The organism is Spirosoma pollinicola, from assembly GCF_002831565.1.
In the GTDB taxonomy this organism is placed as follows: Bacteria; Bacteroidota; Bacteroidia; order Cytophagales; family Spirosomataceae; genus Spirosoma; species Spirosoma pollinicola.
In genome coordinates this window covers 36,061-53,877 of sequence record NZ_CP025096.1, presented here as the reverse complement: position 1 = coordinate 53,877, position 17,817 = coordinate 36,061, and the positions used below count along the sequence as shown (strand labels likewise).

Below are 17,817 nucleotides of genomic sequence, written 5' to 3'. Positions count from 1 at the left end.
ACCCACTTAACAAGCATGAATGTCTCTGATCCCACACCACAATCAACTTCCTATTTTGATGTACCGTTTGTGCCCGAAAATCTGGCCGACGTCTGTTGCGTTGACGCTCAAGTAACCGAAAATCTTTTCAGGAAGAAATTTATTGTTCAGGATGGTCTGATTAAGATTCCGGAAGAATATATAGTTATGAGCGATGTACATCAGTCGCTTGACTTTCTAATAGTTAACGAAAATTACGTATTAGAGAAAGAGGGACATTCGTTTACTGTCACTGTTGCTAGAAGAAATAACTGTGGGCCCGATGCCCGAACGTTTGTCTTACTTAGGGCGCTTGCAGGTAAGGATTTACGTGGTATGGCGAACTTTGTCGAACTGGACGTAAGAACTAGCATTGGTAGTAATATCGTTGGACAAATTCACCCTGGCCCAACTGGAGGACGAGGCAGTAGTGAAGGCTACTCAAATGCTTACGGTCTCAATCGACCTGTGCTTTCTACAGATTTATTGAGAGATTTTAAGCAGCTCAATCCACTTGAAGTTCAAAAAGAAAGAGGAAGTTCTACTACCGTTTTGGCAACGTATAAATCCATTTGTCCAATTAAAGTAGCTGTATTAGACACAGGGCTACTGGTACAATCAAGTGAAGAGGGCGAAAAATATAGTCGAGGAGAGACTTGCAGTGATTATTCAACAGGTTGGAATTTTGTAGATGACACACCAAACGTAGAGGATGGTCACCCTGAACTGCATGGCACCCGCATCAGTGCAATAATTATGAACTCGTGTAAGGATGTTGAATTGCTACCTGTTAAAACGGCTAACGATACCGGCGTTTGCGAGTTATATGATATTTTATGTGGATTAGAATACGCCCGAGTCAATAAAGCCCGCATAATTAACGCTAGTTTTAGTTTTAGAATTAATCCGGGGAAAAGCATTTCATTATTGAAAACGATAATGAATGCGCTGAAAAAAGATGACATATGGGTGGTTGCTGCTGCCGGTAATGCAGGCCAGTACATAAAAAATGCTTCAGGAAACACACCGCCACTTGGTCAGAATGCACCCCTAAACTTACCCGCCTGTTACAGCAGAGACAAGACTAAAAATCGTGTGATAACCGTAACAACTATAAGTTGTACCAGAAGAAAAAGCGATGCCGACGGGAAGGTCAGGATTACGAATATGAAAATTGGTGAATGTTATTCAAATCAGTTTGTTGATGTAGGCGTTGTTGCAAATGGACACCCTAGTCCTCCCTTTGTAATTGATGATCACACGTTCTCTGCACCGAAATTCCAGCCCAGACCGGGTACTTCATATGCTACTGCTTACATTACAGGGTTGGTGGCCAGTATTTTACATAAAGGATATGCGGACGGGAAGAAACAAGTGATGCGTAAATTAAACGTAAAACATCGTCGTAAACTGCAAAACGGAGTTCGGCATGGTAACTATATCAAGGTATGAGTACCGATTATGTTTGTGGCTCGGTTTTGTAATTTTGTCACTTATTCGCACTTCTTTTTTACAAGCTCAAGCCATGAACCGGTTTGAGCTTGCGTCGTTATGTAAAGAAGTATTAAACGAATCGAATGATCAAAAAATAAAGAAACTTCCACACCTGCTTAAGCAATGGGAGCAAAACCGTGTGCCGCCTGATTCTTTGTATGTAAACCTCCATATTGAGTTGGCAAAACTAGTAGCACAGAATAAACACTGGCCAGAAGCTATTCAATTACTGAAAAAGGTAATTCGATTGTACCCAAACTATGCCTCTGTTCTGAATCCAGAGATTTTGGCAAAGGCTTATCATCGCCTGGGTATTTCTTATCAGGATAATGGTGACTTTATATCAGCTCGCAGGTATCTGGAGCAGGGTATTGTAGCTTGCCGAGACAGGCCAGACAGCCGTTGGGTTTCTTACATGCATAGTACATTAGCGTTCGGCTTATATCAATCGGGCGACTATGAAAAAGCTTTAATACACGCAGAACAGGCGATTAGAATTGGAGAATCTGTTCATAGTGACAGAGCTGTTGCGAATGGCCTTTTCGAAAAAGCTAAAGCACTACGTGAATTAGGGCACACGCGTGAAACCAGACCCGATCTTGAACGGGCTATATACATAGCTGAACATAATCAGGAGTTAGTATACGATTTGTCTCTCTATTACGTCACTCTCGCCTATGTATGCAAAGCGGAGGCAAAAGCCCAGCAAGGCATTCATTACTTTCAGAAAGCTATTTCGCTTAGTAGACAACTAAATGATAGTCTCGGTATTGCGACAAATAGTACTGACTTTGGCTATTTTCTGTATGAGTTAAGGCAGTATGACGCAGCAGAAACTGTATTAACTCAGGCAATTCTATTTAGTCAGGCACCCTACATTACTGCGAGGGCATTCAATAATTTAGGGGCAGTTTATTGGCGAAAAAAGAATCTTGTGCAAGCCTTGAAAACGTATCAACGTGGGTTTAGTGCTATCTTTGGAGGTTTTAATGGGTTGAAAATTGATAATTTGCCATCTATTAGCAGTATTCGCTCATCTGCATACAAGGAATATGTTTTTACCCTAATTCAGGACAAAGCCGACACCTGGCTCGACTATGCAAAAGCAACAAACAGTGACAGCAACCGGTTAAAAGCCGCCCTCGACACCTACAAAGTTGCTGATCAGATGGTTGATTTTATGCGGTGGGAACATACAGGAGACCAATCGAAACTATTCTGGCGGCAGAAAACCCGGGGTATGTACGAACGGGCAATCGAAACCTGTTATCGACTGGGTGATGCAAAACAGGCATTTCGTTTTTTGGAGAAAAGTCGGGCCGTTATGCTGGCCGATAAGATCAATGAACTTGGTGCACAGCATAAGCTTACGAATGAGCAGGTAGCGCAGGAGCAACTATTGCAGCAATCAGTTAATAATCAGCAAAGTAAACTCGCCAGTATTGAGCCCGGAAATAGTTCAGCTTATAATGCTGCCCGTATTCTTCTCTTTGCCAAACAGGATAGCCTGACCACATTTCTGAAAAAACTGGAAGCGTCAAATCCAGCCTATTATCAATATAAATACGATAACTCAACGACATCACTCGCTGATGTACAGCAATACCTGAAAAAACAGTCAGGTTCGCTCATTACCTATTTTGTCGGCGACAGTGCTTTATACCTGATGGGTGTTACGGACGGAAAAATCCTACTGAAAAAGCAGTCTATCAAGACCTACAACCAGTTGCTTCGTCAATTTGGTAATTTGTTATCAAACCCAACGGCCATGAGCAAACGCAACGATGTGGCTCGATTCCTGTCGCTTAGTAATGGGTTGTATCAGCAGTTGCTGGGCCCAATGTCGTTGCCAGAGGGGCGGGTAGTGGTTTCTCCCGATGGCTTTTTTGTTCCATTCGATGCATTGAGCCGGTCAGCTACCAGACCAGATTACGCCATGAATGACTATGCGTTCAGTTATGTTTACTCGGTTGGGTTGTTGCTGAAAAATGAGAAAAAATCGGTTCAAACAGCCGGTTTTCATGTGATTGATTTTTTAGGAATAGCCCCGGTAGATTTTTCACCTTCGCTCAAACAGGTCGTTTTGCCGGGTTCCGATAATGCCTTGGTACCTATTGCCAGCCGGTTTACTAATTCTACCTTACTAACCCACAATGCTGCCACACGTCAGGCGTTTCTGTCAAAAGCGGCTAATGCGAGAATTATACATCTGTTCACACACGCTACCGCCGATAGCACCGATCAAGAACCCAAACTGTACTTCGCCGATTCTACCCTTCAACTCTCGGACTTGAGCAATGAGGCACTACCCAATGCGCAACTGGTGGTGTTGGCCGCTTGCAAAACCGGCATTGGGGCCAATCAGCGGGGAGAGGGTATTTTTAGTCTGGCGCGAGGCTTTGCGGCTTTAGGTGTGCCCAGCGTACTGACAACACTTTGGAGTGTCCAGAATGTAGCCACATATCAACTGACCGATCTCTTTTATAGCTATTTAGACCAGGGCTTTTCGAAAGATATTGCCCTGCAACGCGCCAAACAGGATTGGCTTAAAACAGCCGAGGGAGTCAATCAACTGCCCAATAACTGGGCAGGGCTGATTATTGTGGGCGATAGTGAACCGCTCCCCCGCCTTGGTATCATGGTATGGGTAAGCGTATTGTTCGCGTTTCTAGGAGCTGCCATTCTGATTATCTGGCATGAACGACGCAAACGCAAGTCCTCTAACCTGATCGTAACAGCGCCGGGCGCCCTTGCCTGATAAAAAACTATTCCTGGTTTATCGGGCCGTGCGTTGCCTGGCTGCTTTCATAATTGGCTTGGTTATCAGGTCGAATGAAAGGGAAAACTCATTCTTTATGGCCTGATCACCCAGGTCAGCGAAGAAGCTGGTTGAGTTGTAGCGAATACCAAACTGGGTGCGGTCAATGAGTGCCCTCCCTTTAAGTCGAAGCCCATTATTCTCCTCACTCACAACCACGGGAAACGAGATAGACCTGGTGACCCCTTTTACGGTGAGCTGCCCTGTAGCGGTTGTGCCCGTCAGCGAGCGCAAAGCGAATGTTGCCGTTGGGAAGTGGATAACGTCAAAAAAGGCTTCGTCCCGGAGGTGCGCTTGCAGGCGATCATTTTCATGCTGAATCGTCGTCATGTCCATTGTAATCGTGGCGCTATTGATTTGACTGCCGACTCGTGTTAACTGTCCTTTTAGTAAATGTATGGTGCCAGTCGGTGCCCACGAACCAACTTCGGCATAACCCGTCCAGGAAAGCTGGCTGGCGTTGGCGTCAATGGTGATGGGTTGGTTTTGTGCCAGCGTGCCTGTTGCTGTGACCAACATAAGAATACATGCGAAAATAGGAAGCGTTTTCATTTGGCTTGATCGGTTTGAGTTGATTAATGATTATAAGCTGGTTTTGCCTTCGGTTTCAATGAGGCCGTAGCCTTTATAGAGCTTACCCGTTTTGTCTCGGGCAATGATGTACCAGAGGGCATCGCCCCCGTAAAGTTTCTTGCCGAACCGCCAGTTTTTGTCGAAGGTGTACACCTTGCCGCTTTTTAATTTGCCGCCGGGACAGTTGAATTTTTCGGCAAATAACTGAGCATCATACTGCATATTCGGGTGCCAGCCGGTCGAGTCGTACCAGATAAAACTACCGGCTTCTACCAGGTCAAGATCACCTGCCTCGGCACGAATCATTGTCGAATGTTTCCAAACGTATGTGTCACTTTCCAATACTGGAACACAGGGATTGTTGGTATGCCAGAGCGTTAGTCCGACAGGAAGCGAACGGAGCTTGTCGGGAAGCAGGCGCCTTTTATCTGACCAGGCAGTAGCCTCTTTAGGCTGGTTCTGGGCTTGAGTGGTAGCGACTGTTGCCAGTAGCATACAGGTCGTGAGGAGAATGAGCGTGCGCATCGGTAAACCGTTTAATTCGTTTGAACGATGCAAAGATGGGGTGGTGACAGGGGCAAATCGCCCCAAATCCGGAATGGGACGGCCCAACGGATGATTTGGGCTTAGTCGAGCCCAGCAAATTCACTGGGTGATTGACCAGTGTGCTGACGGAAAATTCGATTGAAGGTTGTCTTTGAATTAAAACCCGATTCAAGAGCGATGCCCAGTAAGGTTAACCGGGCCATGTCGTTTGTACGAAGCCGTTGCTTTACTTCGTCGACCCGGTAATCGTTCACAAAGTCGTTAAATGACTTGCCGATACCCGCATTGATGACCTGCGAAACAACTTTCGGGTTCAGCGCTACGTGTTGTGCCAGTTCCGTAAGTGTTAAGGTTGGGTTAAGGTAAAGTTTATGGATTATCATGGATTGACGAACTCGTTCAACGTAGTCCGGATTGACGTCGATTATCGTTTTTGCCGGGTTGGCGGGCGTATCCGAAACCGGTTCAGGCTGAAACTGGACGTTGGCTAAATTGCCTTGTTGTAAACCGGCCGCACCCAGCGCGATCAGAAAAAAGCCGAGCAGCCAGTACGAATAATCATATTGATAGAAGGTGTGAAAAATATCGCGGAGAACAAGCTCGACTGCCCACTGGCCGCAGATAACGGCCAGAATAAGTAACAGCACGCGTAGCCAGCGCAAGGTTAATCGGCTGGTTTCGGAGAAATTCTCCTGAACATATCGACTGTATTTCTGCAACAGCCTTAGCGATAAGAGTAAGTACACGAGTAACGAAAGCCAGGTGCCGTCGAACTCAACACGATAGGTGGTTGGATAATGAACGTTGGCCCAGAACCAGTTCCGAAACTCATAGGATTTAAACGAAAGGAACACATAACCCAGCGCCTGAACGGCAACCGGGAGGAAGTGAAGCCAATGTTTTTTTGTAAAACGAAAGCTGCTGTTTGTTAGGCTTTTAACGTAAAAATAAATAAGCGGGCCAAAGGAAAATGAGTAAAAGATAGGCAGAAAATAAAGATTTGCATTCTGGCCATACAGACCCGATACTCTGAAGAACCCGTCGATTTGCCAGAACGAGATAGCTGTCATTAGCCCTGCCAGAAATCGGTTGGCTTGCCGATTATGCGACTGAAGCCAAAGCAGACCAGCCGAAAAAAAACCGACGTTAATAATGAACATAGCCAGTACTACTTCAACCGTAAACCGAATCTGCATGGGTTTATCCTGTTATTTTCATTACGTCGGCTAATTTAAACACTTCTTTGAGGCACTGCGCTGTTAAAACGGCATCTTCCAGCGCATTATGAAATCCATCTTCGCGGGCAAAGCCAAAGTAACTGGCAATCGCCGTGAGGCTTAGTCGATCGGGTGTTTTTCGCCCGTTGGCTTTCAGGACTTTGAATGTAAAATAGCCCAATGTGTGCAAATCGAGCAATACGCGGGAGTAAGGCCACTTCAATTTCTCATAGCGGTAAGCTTCCTTCAAAAAGTTAATGTCATTGATGACGCTTTGCCCACAAATAATTACATCGCGTAAAAACGGCGTTCGGTCTAATTGACCTTTGGGAACCCGAAGGCCAAGCTGGGTACAAATCCATTCTTCCAGTTCGGGCAATACGTCGTAAATCATGGGCGCATCTTCCAACTCGGCCAGCGACAGATTGTGGATTTTCTCGGAAGAAGATGAAAAGGCGTCCTTATTTTCAGGATAGACGTTCGTTAGGTAACGTCCGCGCTCAACCCAGCTATCGTCGAACAGCACGGCACCAATCTGAATTATCTCATTATAGTCTGGCTCAGGGCCAGTCATTTCGAGGTCAAGAACTAAGTAGGGCATAGGAAAATATGTATATGTTTTTTTGAAATCGACTACTCATAAATAATATCACATAAGTTGAAAAACTATATAACTATTTTTCAAGCATGAAACATTTTGCTATACGCTGGCGTTTTACCTACAACAAACCAGAGAAGTCCCCCGTAGTCAAACTACCGGGGACTTTTTTATTTATCAACCCGCTCCACCAGCTTACCAATATCGCTGCTAACCTGTTGAATAAAATTCAATTGTTCACTCAACAGGGGGTCTGTATGAATTGGACTGCCGGACGTTGTAATGGATGCCTGTACCGTGCTCTCCGGCACAGGTTTCTTTGTTGATTTGTCGAGCCGACGAAGGCTTTCGGTTAACGTAAACAGTGCCCGTTTTACAGGTCGAACGAATGCTGTCGGATAAACCGTTGGCTCCTGTGTAAGTTGAGCAGATGTAATGGTCGCTACATTGGCCGACAAAATATGGTTCAGCACCACAAATTCATAAATGAGTTTCTCATTCCGCTGTTTGTGCTTGGGCTCAGATATCATTCGATCAAAAGCCGCCGACAAATTCGCGGATGTAACATACACTTCTTTTCGGGCCAGTTTGTACTCAACCAGGTTAATACGTCGGCCAGACAAACTATCCAGCAAGAGCTGCATGTAGCGTATATTGGCGTGTAGAATTGCCCGCAACGGTTTGGCCAACTGATCGGATTCCCATTGGGGAAAAAGTAAATAGCCCGCTATTAACGCAATTACACCACCCAGAAGCGTATCGAAAAAACGCTCTTCGGCTACACCTAAATAACTGACTCCCAGAAAGCTGAAGAGAATCAGCACAAAGGGCGTTACACAAATGACCATCATGATATAATTGATGCGCTGGGCGCTGTACGTTCCCAGCATAAACAAGACCATAAAGCCAAACTGCACATTTTTGTTGGGAATATACGTCAGGATTAGTACACCAATAAGACCACCGGCCAGTGTACCCATGATCCGTTCGATGTTTCGCTGTTTGGTAAGGCTAAAGGCCGGTTTGAGAATGACCGAAATCGTGAGTAAAACCCAGTAGCTATGATGACCGTAGGGGAGAAGTTTGGTGATAACATACCCGAGCAACATGGCAATAGCTACCCGTAACGAATACCGAAAGGTAGCCGAACTAAACGTCAGGTTATCCAGAAATGATTTGAACTCAATTTCCTGATGTGTAACAAAACGACCATATTCCATGTCGTCGTCATCGACGGGATTAACACTGGGGCTGGCAAGATTATTTTGCAAGGCGGTTACTCGCTGGCTTATCGTGCGCAAACTGACCAGCACTTTTTTAAGCACCAATGTACTGCCGTCTTCATCGCCTAGCGCGTCGATATGCTGTTTTAACTCGTCTAGCCTTGGCGATATGTCAATAGGTGTGTGAAACGGAACAGGCAACTGAATAGCCAGACCAATGTGGTCAAGCTCGACCGACAAACGGCGTATAGATCGGGCAATTTGGTCGAGTATGCCCGACTTGCCAAAGCGCTCCCGAATGTCGGAGTAGTCATAATACATGGCAATGATCTGCTCATACAAATCGACCACATCGACAAATGTAAGTAGCAGTAACCGGCCTGTTCGGGTTGTTTCAGCCACGAAGCGCCGACTTTTAAACAGCACTTCCCGAACGGCGTCCTGCTTTTCGCTCACATCGACCTGTTGCGCAATCAGGTGTCGGTAGTCATCATCTAACTGGGTCTTGAGATCATAAAAATCAGCTTTAATAGCCATGAGTTTAGCAATCTCATGGATGCACTGCCCCAGGGCCTGCTGCGCCAGTCGGTAGGGTTGCAGACGTGACACCAGTAAACTGATAACACTGTACCAAACACTCCCCGACAGTACCAGCGCACTTTCGTGAATAACTGCCCGGGCATCCATTGGGCGGTCGATCATCAAAATCATGATCAGCAAGGCCGCCGTTCCAACAGACGTTGCCCGACTGCCATAGATGGCAAACATGGAAAAGAAAAAGCTGAAAAGTAAGATCTCGGCACCCAGCGTGTACTCGTTCATTCGGGCGAAACCCGTCACAAACGTTACCGTAAAACTAATCAAAGCGCTGATTACCATACCATTTCTTCGGTGCATAACCGGGCCGGGTGCGTCGCTCAGGCTAACGTTCAACGCCCCCAGCGACATAGCCATCCCTGCCTGAAGCTGACCAAATTGCGATAGCAATAAGGAGGGCAGCAGGATCGATAGCGTGGTTCGCAGACCATCAGAAAAGTACTGGCTGGACAGAAAGTAACTAACCTGCCGACTACGTTTGTTCATAAGGGACTTCTGGGTGAGGGCAGACTGTGATTAGGCCCCAACGGTCGCTGTTCTGCGTTCACCGATTTGCTGTCGCCACATGGCATAATATAGACCCTTTTTCGCAACCAACACATCATGACTACCCATTTCAACGATCTTGCCTCTTTCCAGAACAAAGATAGTGTTGGCGTGAAGAATGGTTGAGAGCCGATGGGCAATCAAAATGGTAATTTGTTCGTTCAGGGCCGATACGCTTCGAACGGTATCCGTGATTTCTTCTTCGGTGAGTGAATCGAGGGCCGACGTGGCTTCATCGAAAATCAACAGACGTGGGTGCCTGACCAGGGCGCGGGCAATGGATAGCCGTTGTTTTTCTCCTCCCGACATTTTAAGACCACCTTCGCCAATTTGCGTATCGAGCCCATTGGCCGAGCGAGCCAGCAGGTGATCGCAGGCGGCTTTATCCAGCGCGTCGAGCATTTCGGCTTCAGTAGCGTCGGGCTTCACAAATAACAGGTTCTCGCGGATGGTTCCGGCAAACAGGTGTGTATCCTGCGTAACGAAACCAATTTGCCGACGCATTGGATTAAAGCGAATGTCTTTGGTAGAGATGTCGTTGTAATAGATCTCACCGTCAACGGGCCGGTACAACCCCACCAGCAGTTTCACCATCGTGGATTTTCCTGAGCCAGATGGACCCACAAAGGCAATCGTGTCTCCCAGTTCGGCGTCGAACGAAACACCATCAATAGCATTCTGATTGGCTCCCATATGCCTGAAAACTACATCACCGAATCGTAAGCGTTCCAATGGGCCAACCACAACGGGCGATTCCGGATTCCGTTCGATGGGTTTCTGCATCAACTGGTCGAAGCTGTGCAAGCCTGCTTCGGCTTCACGATAGGCCAGAATAATATTGCCTAATTCCTGAAGCGGATTAAAAATAGCTACCGAAATAAACTGCATGGAAATCAACTCGCCCGTGCTGAGGATATTTCGGAAAATGAGCCAGAGTAAAGTAAAAAGTACCGACTGTTTCAGGATGTTAAGGGTGGTACTTTGCCAGAAAGACAACAGTCGAACCCGCTTTACTTTGAACATCTCTAAATCAAAGATGCGGCCCGTCTGGACTTTCAGGCGACGGATTTCAGGAAAGGTCAGGCCCAGACTTTTGATCAGTTCGATATTGCGCAGCGATTCAGTGATAACGCCCGACAGGAGGGCTGTTTCACGGTTTATGGAGCGTTGCGTCGTTTTGATTTGGGCACTCAACAAACCCGTTAGACCGCCTAGAAGCAATACACCAATTAGAAAGACCGGAACAAGGGCCCAGTGTTTTGTAACGGCATACCAAACGAGAAAACCGATACCGACGAGCGACGAAAACAGGATATTAACAAACGCGTTGATAAACTTCTCGGTATCGGTACGGACTTTTTGAAGAATGGACAGCGTGACGCCACTACTTTGATCGCCAAATTCCTCATACGACAGCCGAAGCGTTTGTTTAAGGCCATCGTTAAAAATGTCGGTACCAAATTTCTGGACGACCAGCCGGGTAAAGTACTCCTGAAAGGCTTTGGTTATGTTCGAAAGAATAGCCACCCCAACGGCTACGCCTAATAGATACAATACACCCCGAATTTTCTCCGAGTCAGTTTTCTGGCCGGGATTTGTGGCATATTCGTCGATAAGCTTACCAAAAATGATGGGGTCAACCAGTGCCAGTATCTGGGCGATACCTGCCAGTGCTAATGCAAGCATTGCCAGCCAGCGGTAAGGCTTAAGGTATTTCCAGAGAATAGTCATTGGTTATTAGTTAAGTGGTCAAATGGTTGATTAGTTAATTGGTTGCGAGGCTTTTACTAACTAATTAACCACTTAACTAATCAACTAATAACCAATACCTATTGATCCAACTGCTGAATTCGACTCTGATGTCGGCCACCTTCAAACGGCGTATCGAGCCAGATTTGAACTAGCTTGAGGGCCGTTTCTTCACTCATCATCCGTTCGCCGAGCGAGATGACATTGGCATCGTTATGCTGGCGGGTCAGGCGAGCCGACTCTTCATTCCAGCAAAGACCGCAGCGCACGCCCTTGATCCGGTTAGACATCATGGCTTCGCCATTGCCTGAACCGCCCAGAACAACACCCCGCTCAACTTCGCCAGCCGCAACAGCTTCGGCTACTGGTCGGATATAAACCGGATAGTCGACGGAGGGCGTTTCGGCATACGTGCCTTTATCAATAACCTCATGTCCGAGGCCTGTGAGGAATTGTTTGATCGCTTCTTTGTAAAGGAAACCAGCGTGATCGGAACCTATGGCAATTTTCATACGTAAATGATAGGAAGTAAAAACAAGGGCCAAAAGTAGCAGAAAGGTTGCCCAAGATGAAACCTTAATGGAGTAAACTTGTTCGGAAAACAGACTGGCGGTAATTTGCAGCCCGTCCATAAAAGCGACTATGATTCCAGCTACTAATCAGCGTCCACCAGCTACGATCCTGTTTATCTTTGGTGGAAGCGGTGATCTGAACCTGCGCAAATTGACTCCTGCGCTTTATAATTTGTACCTTGATAACTATTTATCGGACCACTTTGCTGTGGTTGGGCTAGGCAGAAGCCCGTATACAGATGAATCGTTTCGGGAGCGTTTACTCGATGGTGTCCAGTCGTTTTCTCGCCGGAAAAACGGGCCTGATGACACCTGGGCGTCGTTTTCGACTACTATCACGTATCTGCAAATGGATGCGGGCGATGCGGGTGCTTATACAAAGCTCACCGATTTCGTTGCGGCTAAGGAAGGCGAATGGGGAGGACATGCCAACGTCGTCTTTTATTTAGCCGTGGCCCCTCAATTAGTGCCGGGCATTGCGACAAATCTTGGCAAATTACCCCTTTGTTGCGATAAAGGACGTGTGCGGATTGTGGTCGAAAAACCATTTGGGCATGATTTGAAAACAGCTCAGGAGCTGAATGGCTTGCTCGGCGGCTTGTTTGCCGAAGAGCAGATTTACCGAATCGACCATTATTTAGGAAAAGAAACCGTACAGAATATTCTGGCGCTTCGATTCGCTAACTCCTTGTTCGAACCGATCTGGAATCGCCGATACATTGAATTCGTGCAGATAACCGCTTCTGAAACGGTTGGACTCGAAGGACGCGGAGGCTATTATGAAGGATCGGGTGCGTTGCGCGACATGATACAGAATCACCTGCTTCAGATGCTGTGCATGGTGGCGACCGAAGCCCCTATTTCGTTCGATGCCAACGAAGTCCGTAACAAAAAGGTAGATGTGCTGAATGCCATTCGCCGGATTAAACCCGAGCAGGTGAAAGACGTGGCCGTTCGTGGGCAATATGGCCCGGGTGAAAAAGACGGCAAAACTATTCCGGGTTACCGGGAAGAGGAGGGTGTTAAACCTGATTCGACAACGGAGACCTTTGCCGCCGTTAAACTTTTTGTTGATAACTGGCGGTGGGAGGATGTGCCGTTTTACCTGCGTACCGGTAAGTCGCTGCCCGAAAAAGCAACGGTTATCAATATTCAGTTTAAGCCAGCACCAAATTACGCTTTCCCCGACGAAGCCACCGAAAACTGGCTTTCGAACCAATTAACTATCGGCATCCAACCTGCGATGGATATTCGGTTGCGCTTCCAGGCGAAACGGCCTGGTCAAACGCTGGCCATTGACCCGGTGGAGATGGTTTTCAGCTACAAAGATGCTTATGAGGGGCAGGAACCGGAAGCCTACGAAACACTCCTGCTGGATGTGATGACCGGAGATGCTACCCTTTTTATGCGGGCCGATCAGGTGGAAGCTGCCTGGAAGGTAGTTACCCCAATTCTGGAAGCCTGGGAAGCCAATACCGTGGATTTTCCGAACTATGTCCCCGGTTCATGGGGCCCGGATGCCGCCATGCAACTGGTTGAGAAGGATGGCTTTCACTGGATGATGAAGTAACATATGTATTCGGTGTACGGTTTACGGTTGGCTGGCGCGTCAGCCAACCGTAAACCAAATACATAATACCATAAACCAAACTCCCAATGTCGACCCAACTTGCTACTCTTTTTGTTGATGATGAAAGCCTGCCGTGGGAGCAGGTTGCCGAAGGTGTGAAACGTAAGATCATGACCTACGATACCAACCTGATGATGGTGAAGGTCGCCTTCGAAACGGGTGGTATCGGTGCGGCTCACAGCCATTATCATACGCAAATGAGTTATGTGGCAAGTGGTGCATTTTCAATCACTATTGCCGACGAAATCAGGGTTGTACGGGCGGGCGATGCGTATTACATTCCACCGAATATATGGCACGGGGCTGTTTGCGAAGAAGCCGGTGTGCTGGTCGATGTGTTTACACCCATGCGTGAGGATTTTGTGAACCAGTAGTGCCATATCTTAAAGATATGGCACTACACTGAAATGAGTTTATGCAAGTCATCATAAAAAAGAATCCGGCTGATCTGGCAAAAGCTGCGGCCGACTTTATTACAAAGCGTATCAAAGAAGTTCTGAAAAAACAGGACAGATTCACGATCGCATTGTCGGGGGGAAGTACGCCAAAAGCCCTTCACGAATTACTGGCTAAGGCTCCTTATGTTGACCAGATTCCGTGGCTACAACTGCACGTTTTCTGGGGCGATGAGCGTTACGTGCCCATTGACGATGAGCAAAATAATGCGGGCATGGCTTATGACACCTTGTTGGGGCATGTGTACACCCCCGAAGAGCAGATTCACGTTTGGCGTACAGATCTGGAGCCCGATGTTGCGGCTGCTGATTATGACCGTATTCTGCACGAGTATTTCGGCGACAGCGGTCCTTCTTTCGATCTGGTGCTACTCGGCATGGGCGATGATGGCCATACGCTCTCGCTTTTTCCCGGAACAGAAGTTGTGCACGAAGAAACTGCCTGGACGAAAGCGTATTTTCTGACACAGCAAAATATGTATCGCCTGACCCTGACAGCCCCTATTACCAATCGGGCATCGTGCATAGCCTTTCTGGTAGCGGGTCCTAAAAAAGCCGAACCGCTGAAAGAAGTACTCGAAGGTGAGTACAATCCGGACAAATACCCGTCGCAGATAATTAAACCTCTGGATGGTGAACTGGTGTGGCTAGTCGATGAAAAGGCCGCAGCATTACTCAAAAAGTAGATGTCTATATATAGAAAAACGAAGAGTCAATAAACAAAGAAGACCCCCCGAAAGGAGGGTCTTCTTTGTTTATTGAACGAGAAAGAAATTGACTACTTGATCGAATCTTTCTTGGTTGTGTCGGTCGTCATGGTCGACGTTGAATCGCCAGCCATTTTGGTTGTGTCACTCATCATCGAGGTTGTATCGGTTACAGTTGTAGACGATGTAGTCGATTCTGTTTTCGTGCTGGAACAAGCCGTGGCTAAAGCCATCATCGAGAGAAAGAAGAATGCAGATTTTGCCATGTTGATGCTGAAATTGTCGTGATTAGTTCGTTTCTACGCTATTAATGCCGAACTAAAAGAAAAGTAACCCATATGATTCTATAATTTTCTGATTTCGCCACTATTTTCTAAATAAGTTAACGAAGTTTCAGATAATATAAACTGCCTAGGTATTGCACAGCCACATATTCTATTAGTAGGATTGAACTGCTGGCTTCTAAAATAACTTATACCAGTTTAGCTTTTAAAAACTTTGTTGTCCGTTCCCAGGCCAATTTGGCAGCCGCTTCATTATACCGGGTTGGTGCCGTATCGTTGTTAAACGCATGCTGAGCACCCTCATAAACGTATAGTTCGTAAGGAACGCCCGCTTTTTTGAGCTCAGCTTCATAAGACGGGATACCCGCATTGATGCGCTCATCCAGACCGCCATAATGGAGTTGTACGGCGGCTTTGATTTTGGGTACATCGGCTGCGTCGGGCTGACGACCGTAGAAGGGGACAGCCGCTTTTAAGTCAGGATAGTGAACGGCCAACTGATTGGCCATAGCGCCACCCCAGCAGAATCCTACACAACCTACTTTGCCTGTGCTATCAGGATGGGTTTTCAGGTAATCAAGGGCTTTTTCAAAGTTCTGTCGAGTTTTTTCGGCATCGAGTTTGCCAAATAACTCCCGCATCTGGGTTTCGTCAGTAGGGGTGCCACCTGCTGCCGAGAGAGCATCGGGGGCGAGGGCTACAAAACCTGCTAATGCCATTCGACGAGTTACGTCTTCGATGTGCGGATTTAATCCCCGGTTTTCATGAATGACTACTACGGCGGGGTATTTGCCTGCGGCCGACGGGCGAGCCAGATAGCCTTTCATGGTGGTGTCGGCACCTGGAAACGTGACCGATTCGGTCTTTATTCGGTCGTCCTGCTGCGGCACTGTTTCGGCTTTTGCATAATTGACTTCCAGTAGAGGCAATACAGTTAAGGCCGCAGCCATACTGCCAGTCAGGTTTGCCAGTTTTTTCAAAAATACATCACGTTTTAGTGGTTTGTGCGTGTATTCGTCAAAGAGATTAATAATGCGCTGATCCATAAGCTGATTGGTTTGGTCCTGTATGAAGGTATACCCTTTAAAGCTTATGGTCATGGGTTCCCTACCTGATGTTGCAGAAATTTGCTGATTCAGACCGGGCATCGTTTTGACCAGTTGCGCTTCTATTGTTTGTCGCTATTGGGAAACCGACAGAAAAGTATGGTAAAACACAAGCCTCGCCCTACCTTTGCCGTCAAAACAGGAAGAGTGAAGTCAGGCGGTCTATGCTGCTCCAGCCGAAGCGAATTTAGTTAACTTCGGCAATCCTTCGCTCTTTCGCTATTTCACTCTTTCACCTATGGAATACCGCATCGAAAAAGATACGATGGGCCTGGTACAAGTCCCGGCTAACGTTTACTGGGGCGCCCAGACGCAGCGTTCAATTGAAAATTTCAAAATTGCCCAGGACATTAATAAAATGCCCCGCGAAATTATCCGGGCGTTTGCGTACCTCAAGAAAGCAGCCGCACTGACCAACCTCGATGCGGGCGTATTGTCGCAGGAAAAAAGCGACCTCATCGGACAGGCCTGCGACGAAATTCTGGCCGGGAAACTGGACGACCAATTTCCGCTTGTCGTATGGCAAACCGGATCGGGTACGCAGTCGAACATGAACGTAAACGAGGTTGTTGCCTATCGCGGACACGTGTTGCAGGGCGGTCAACTCAGCGATGAGAAGAAGTTTTTACACCCAAACGATGATGTCAACAAGTCGCAGTCATCGAACGATACGTTCCCAACGGCTATGCACATTGCGGCCTATAAAATCCTGCTCGACGTAACGATTCCGGGTATTACGAAACTACGTGACACGCTGGCCGCCAAGGCGAAGCAGTTTATGCATATCGTTAAAATTGGCCGGACGCACTTCATGGATGCCACGCCCTTAACAGTGGGCCAGGAGTTTTCGGGTTATGTTTCGCAACTCGACCACGGACTACGTGCTATCAATAATTCGCTGGCTCACCTGAGCGAGCTGGCATTGGGCGGAACCGCCGTTGGTACGGGGATCAACACGCCCCCCAACTATTCGGAAAACGTAGCCAAACATATTGCGACCGTAACGGGCTTACCGTTCATAACAGCCGAAAATAAGTTCGAAGCGCTGGCCGCACACGATGCAATTGTCGAAGCGCACGGTGCATTGAAAACCGTAGCCGCCAGCCTGATGAAAATCGGTAACGATATTCGGATGTTGTCGAGCGGACCACGGGCGGGCATCGGCGAATTGCATATTCCTGACAACGAGCCGGGTTCGTCAATCATGCCAGGTAAAGTAAACCCAACCCAGTGTGAAGCCATGACGATGGTAGCCGCGCAGGTAATGGGCAACGATGTGGCCATCAATATTGGTGGTATGAGCGGCCATTTTGAACTGAACGTGTTCAAACCCGTCATGATTTTCAACTTCCTGCATTCGGCCCGGCTCATCGGCGATGTGTGCGTGTCGTTCAATGATAAATGTGCAGAAGGTATCGAACCCATTGAAGCGAATATCAAGAAGCACGTCGATTCGTCGCTGATGCTGGTTACGGCGCTGAATACAAAAATCGGCTATTACAAAGCTGCCGAAATTGCTCAGACGGCCCACAAGAACGGCTCAACCCTGAAGGAAACCGCTCTAAAACTTGGCTATTTGACCGAAGAAGAGTTTAACGAATGGGTGAAGCCGGAAGATATGGTTGGACAGATTAAGTAAATTGATCAATTGACTTTGCTAGAAAAGACCTCAGCAATGGGGTCT

15 protein-coding genes are annotated in these 17,817 nt (G+C 47.3%); 7 read left to right on the top strand and 8 right to left on the bottom strand.

Annotation, left to right across the window (positions count from 1 at the left end; translation table 11 throughout):
* Positions 1-15 precede the first annotated feature (15 nt).
* Positions 16-1,470, top strand: coding sequence for a S8 family peptidase (locus CWM47_RS00220; protein ID WP_100985805.1), 1,455 nt, complete (start codon positions 16-18; stop codon positions 1,468-1,470).
* A gap of 73 nt (positions 1,471-1,543) precedes the next feature.
* Entirely contained in the window at positions 1,544-4,270 is a 2,727-nt protein-coding gene (locus tag CWM47_RS00215; protein WP_170069391.1) for a CHAT domain-containing protein, read from the top strand.
* 18 nt (positions 4,271-4,288) lie between these two features.
* On the opposite strand, the gene CWM47_RS00210 is transcribed toward CWM47_RS00215, so the two are convergent.
* From CWM47_RS00210 to rpiB, 7 genes are all read right to left on the bottom strand, one after another.
* Positions 4,289-4,882, bottom strand: a complete 594-nt coding sequence (locus CWM47_RS00210) for a YceI family protein (protein ID WP_100985803.1) — start codon at positions 4,880-4,882, stop codon at positions 4,289-4,291.
* Between the two features lie 30 nt (positions 4,883-4,912).
* The gene (locus CWM47_RS00205; protein ID WP_100985802.1) at positions 4,913-5,428 is read right to left on the bottom strand and encodes a hypothetical protein; all 516 of its coding nucleotides are present in this window, start codon (positions 5,426-5,428) and stop codon (positions 4,913-4,915) included.
* Between the two features lie 101 nt (positions 5,429-5,529).
* A complete protein-coding gene (locus tag CWM47_RS00200; RefSeq protein WP_100985801.1) occupies positions 5,530-6,645 on the bottom strand; it encodes a helix-turn-helix domain-containing protein in 1,116 nt (371 codons plus the stop codon).
* A 4-nt stretch (positions 6,646-6,649) separates the two neighbouring features.
* Positions 6,650-7,267, bottom strand: coding sequence for a 3'-5' exonuclease (locus CWM47_RS00195; RefSeq protein ID WP_100985800.1), 618 nt, complete (start codon positions 7,265-7,267; stop codon positions 6,650-6,652).
* Positions 7,268-7,434: 167 nt separating this feature from the next.
* Positions 7,435-9,570 carry an FUSC family protein gene (locus CWM47_RS00190; protein WP_100985799.1) on the bottom strand — a complete coding sequence of 712 codons (2,136 nt, stop codon included), beginning with the start codon at positions 9,568-9,570 and terminating at the stop codon, positions 7,435-7,437.
* Positions 9,571-9,600: 30 nt separating this feature from the next.
* On the bottom strand, positions 9,601-11,361 hold the full coding sequence (locus CWM47_RS00185) for an ABC transporter ATP-binding protein (RefSeq protein ID WP_100985798.1): 1,761 nt from the start codon (positions 11,359-11,361) through the stop codon (positions 9,601-9,603).
* A gap of 98 nt (positions 11,362-11,459) precedes the next feature.
* Positions 11,460-11,891: a ribose 5-phosphate isomerase B gene (gene rpiB / locus CWM47_RS00180; RefSeq protein WP_100993666.1), complete on the bottom strand. Its 432-nt coding sequence runs from the start codon at positions 11,889-11,891 to the stop codon at positions 11,460-11,462.
* A 130-nt stretch (positions 11,892-12,021) separates the two neighbouring features.
* Here rpiB and zwf point away from each other — a divergent pair, with 130 nt between their 5' ends.
* From zwf to CWM47_RS00160, 4 genes are all read left to right on the top strand, one after another.
* A complete protein-coding gene (zwf, locus tag CWM47_RS00175; RefSeq protein WP_100985797.1) occupies positions 12,022-13,521 on the top strand; it encodes a glucose-6-phosphate dehydrogenase in 1,500 nt (499 codons plus the stop codon).
* A gap of 86 nt (positions 13,522-13,607) precedes the next feature.
* Positions 13,608-13,955 carry a cupin domain-containing protein gene (locus CWM47_RS00170; RefSeq protein WP_100985796.1) on the top strand — a complete coding sequence of 116 codons (348 nt, stop codon included), beginning with the start codon at positions 13,608-13,610 and terminating at the stop codon, positions 13,953-13,955.
* 41 nt (positions 13,956-13,996) lie between these two features.
* Positions 13,997-14,722 carry a 6-phosphogluconolactonase gene (gene pgl / locus CWM47_RS00165; protein ID WP_100985795.1) on the top strand — a complete coding sequence of 242 codons (726 nt, stop codon included), beginning with the start codon at positions 13,997-13,999 and terminating at the stop codon, positions 14,720-14,722.
* Between the two features lie 96 nt (positions 14,723-14,818).
* Positions 14,819-15,031 carry a hypothetical protein gene (locus CWM47_RS00160; RefSeq protein WP_240625654.1) on the top strand — a complete coding sequence of 71 codons (213 nt, stop codon included), beginning with the start codon at positions 14,819-14,821 and terminating at the stop codon, positions 15,029-15,031.
* 184 nt (positions 15,032-15,215) lie between these two features.
* Here CWM47_RS00160 and CWM47_RS00155 read toward each other — a convergent pair whose 3' ends face one another.
* Positions 15,216-16,073, bottom strand: a complete 858-nt coding sequence (locus CWM47_RS00155; RefSeq protein WP_100993664.1) for a dienelactone hydrolase family protein — start codon at positions 16,071-16,073, stop codon at positions 15,216-15,218.
* Between the two features lie 298 nt (positions 16,074-16,371).
* Between CWM47_RS00155 and fumC the strand changes: the two genes are divergently transcribed.
* On the top strand, positions 16,372-17,772 hold the full coding sequence (gene fumC / locus CWM47_RS00150; RefSeq protein WP_100985794.1) for a class II fumarate hydratase: 1,401 nt from the start codon (positions 16,372-16,374) through the stop codon (positions 17,770-17,772).
* The last annotated feature ends 45 nt before the right edge of the window (positions 17,773-17,817 follow it).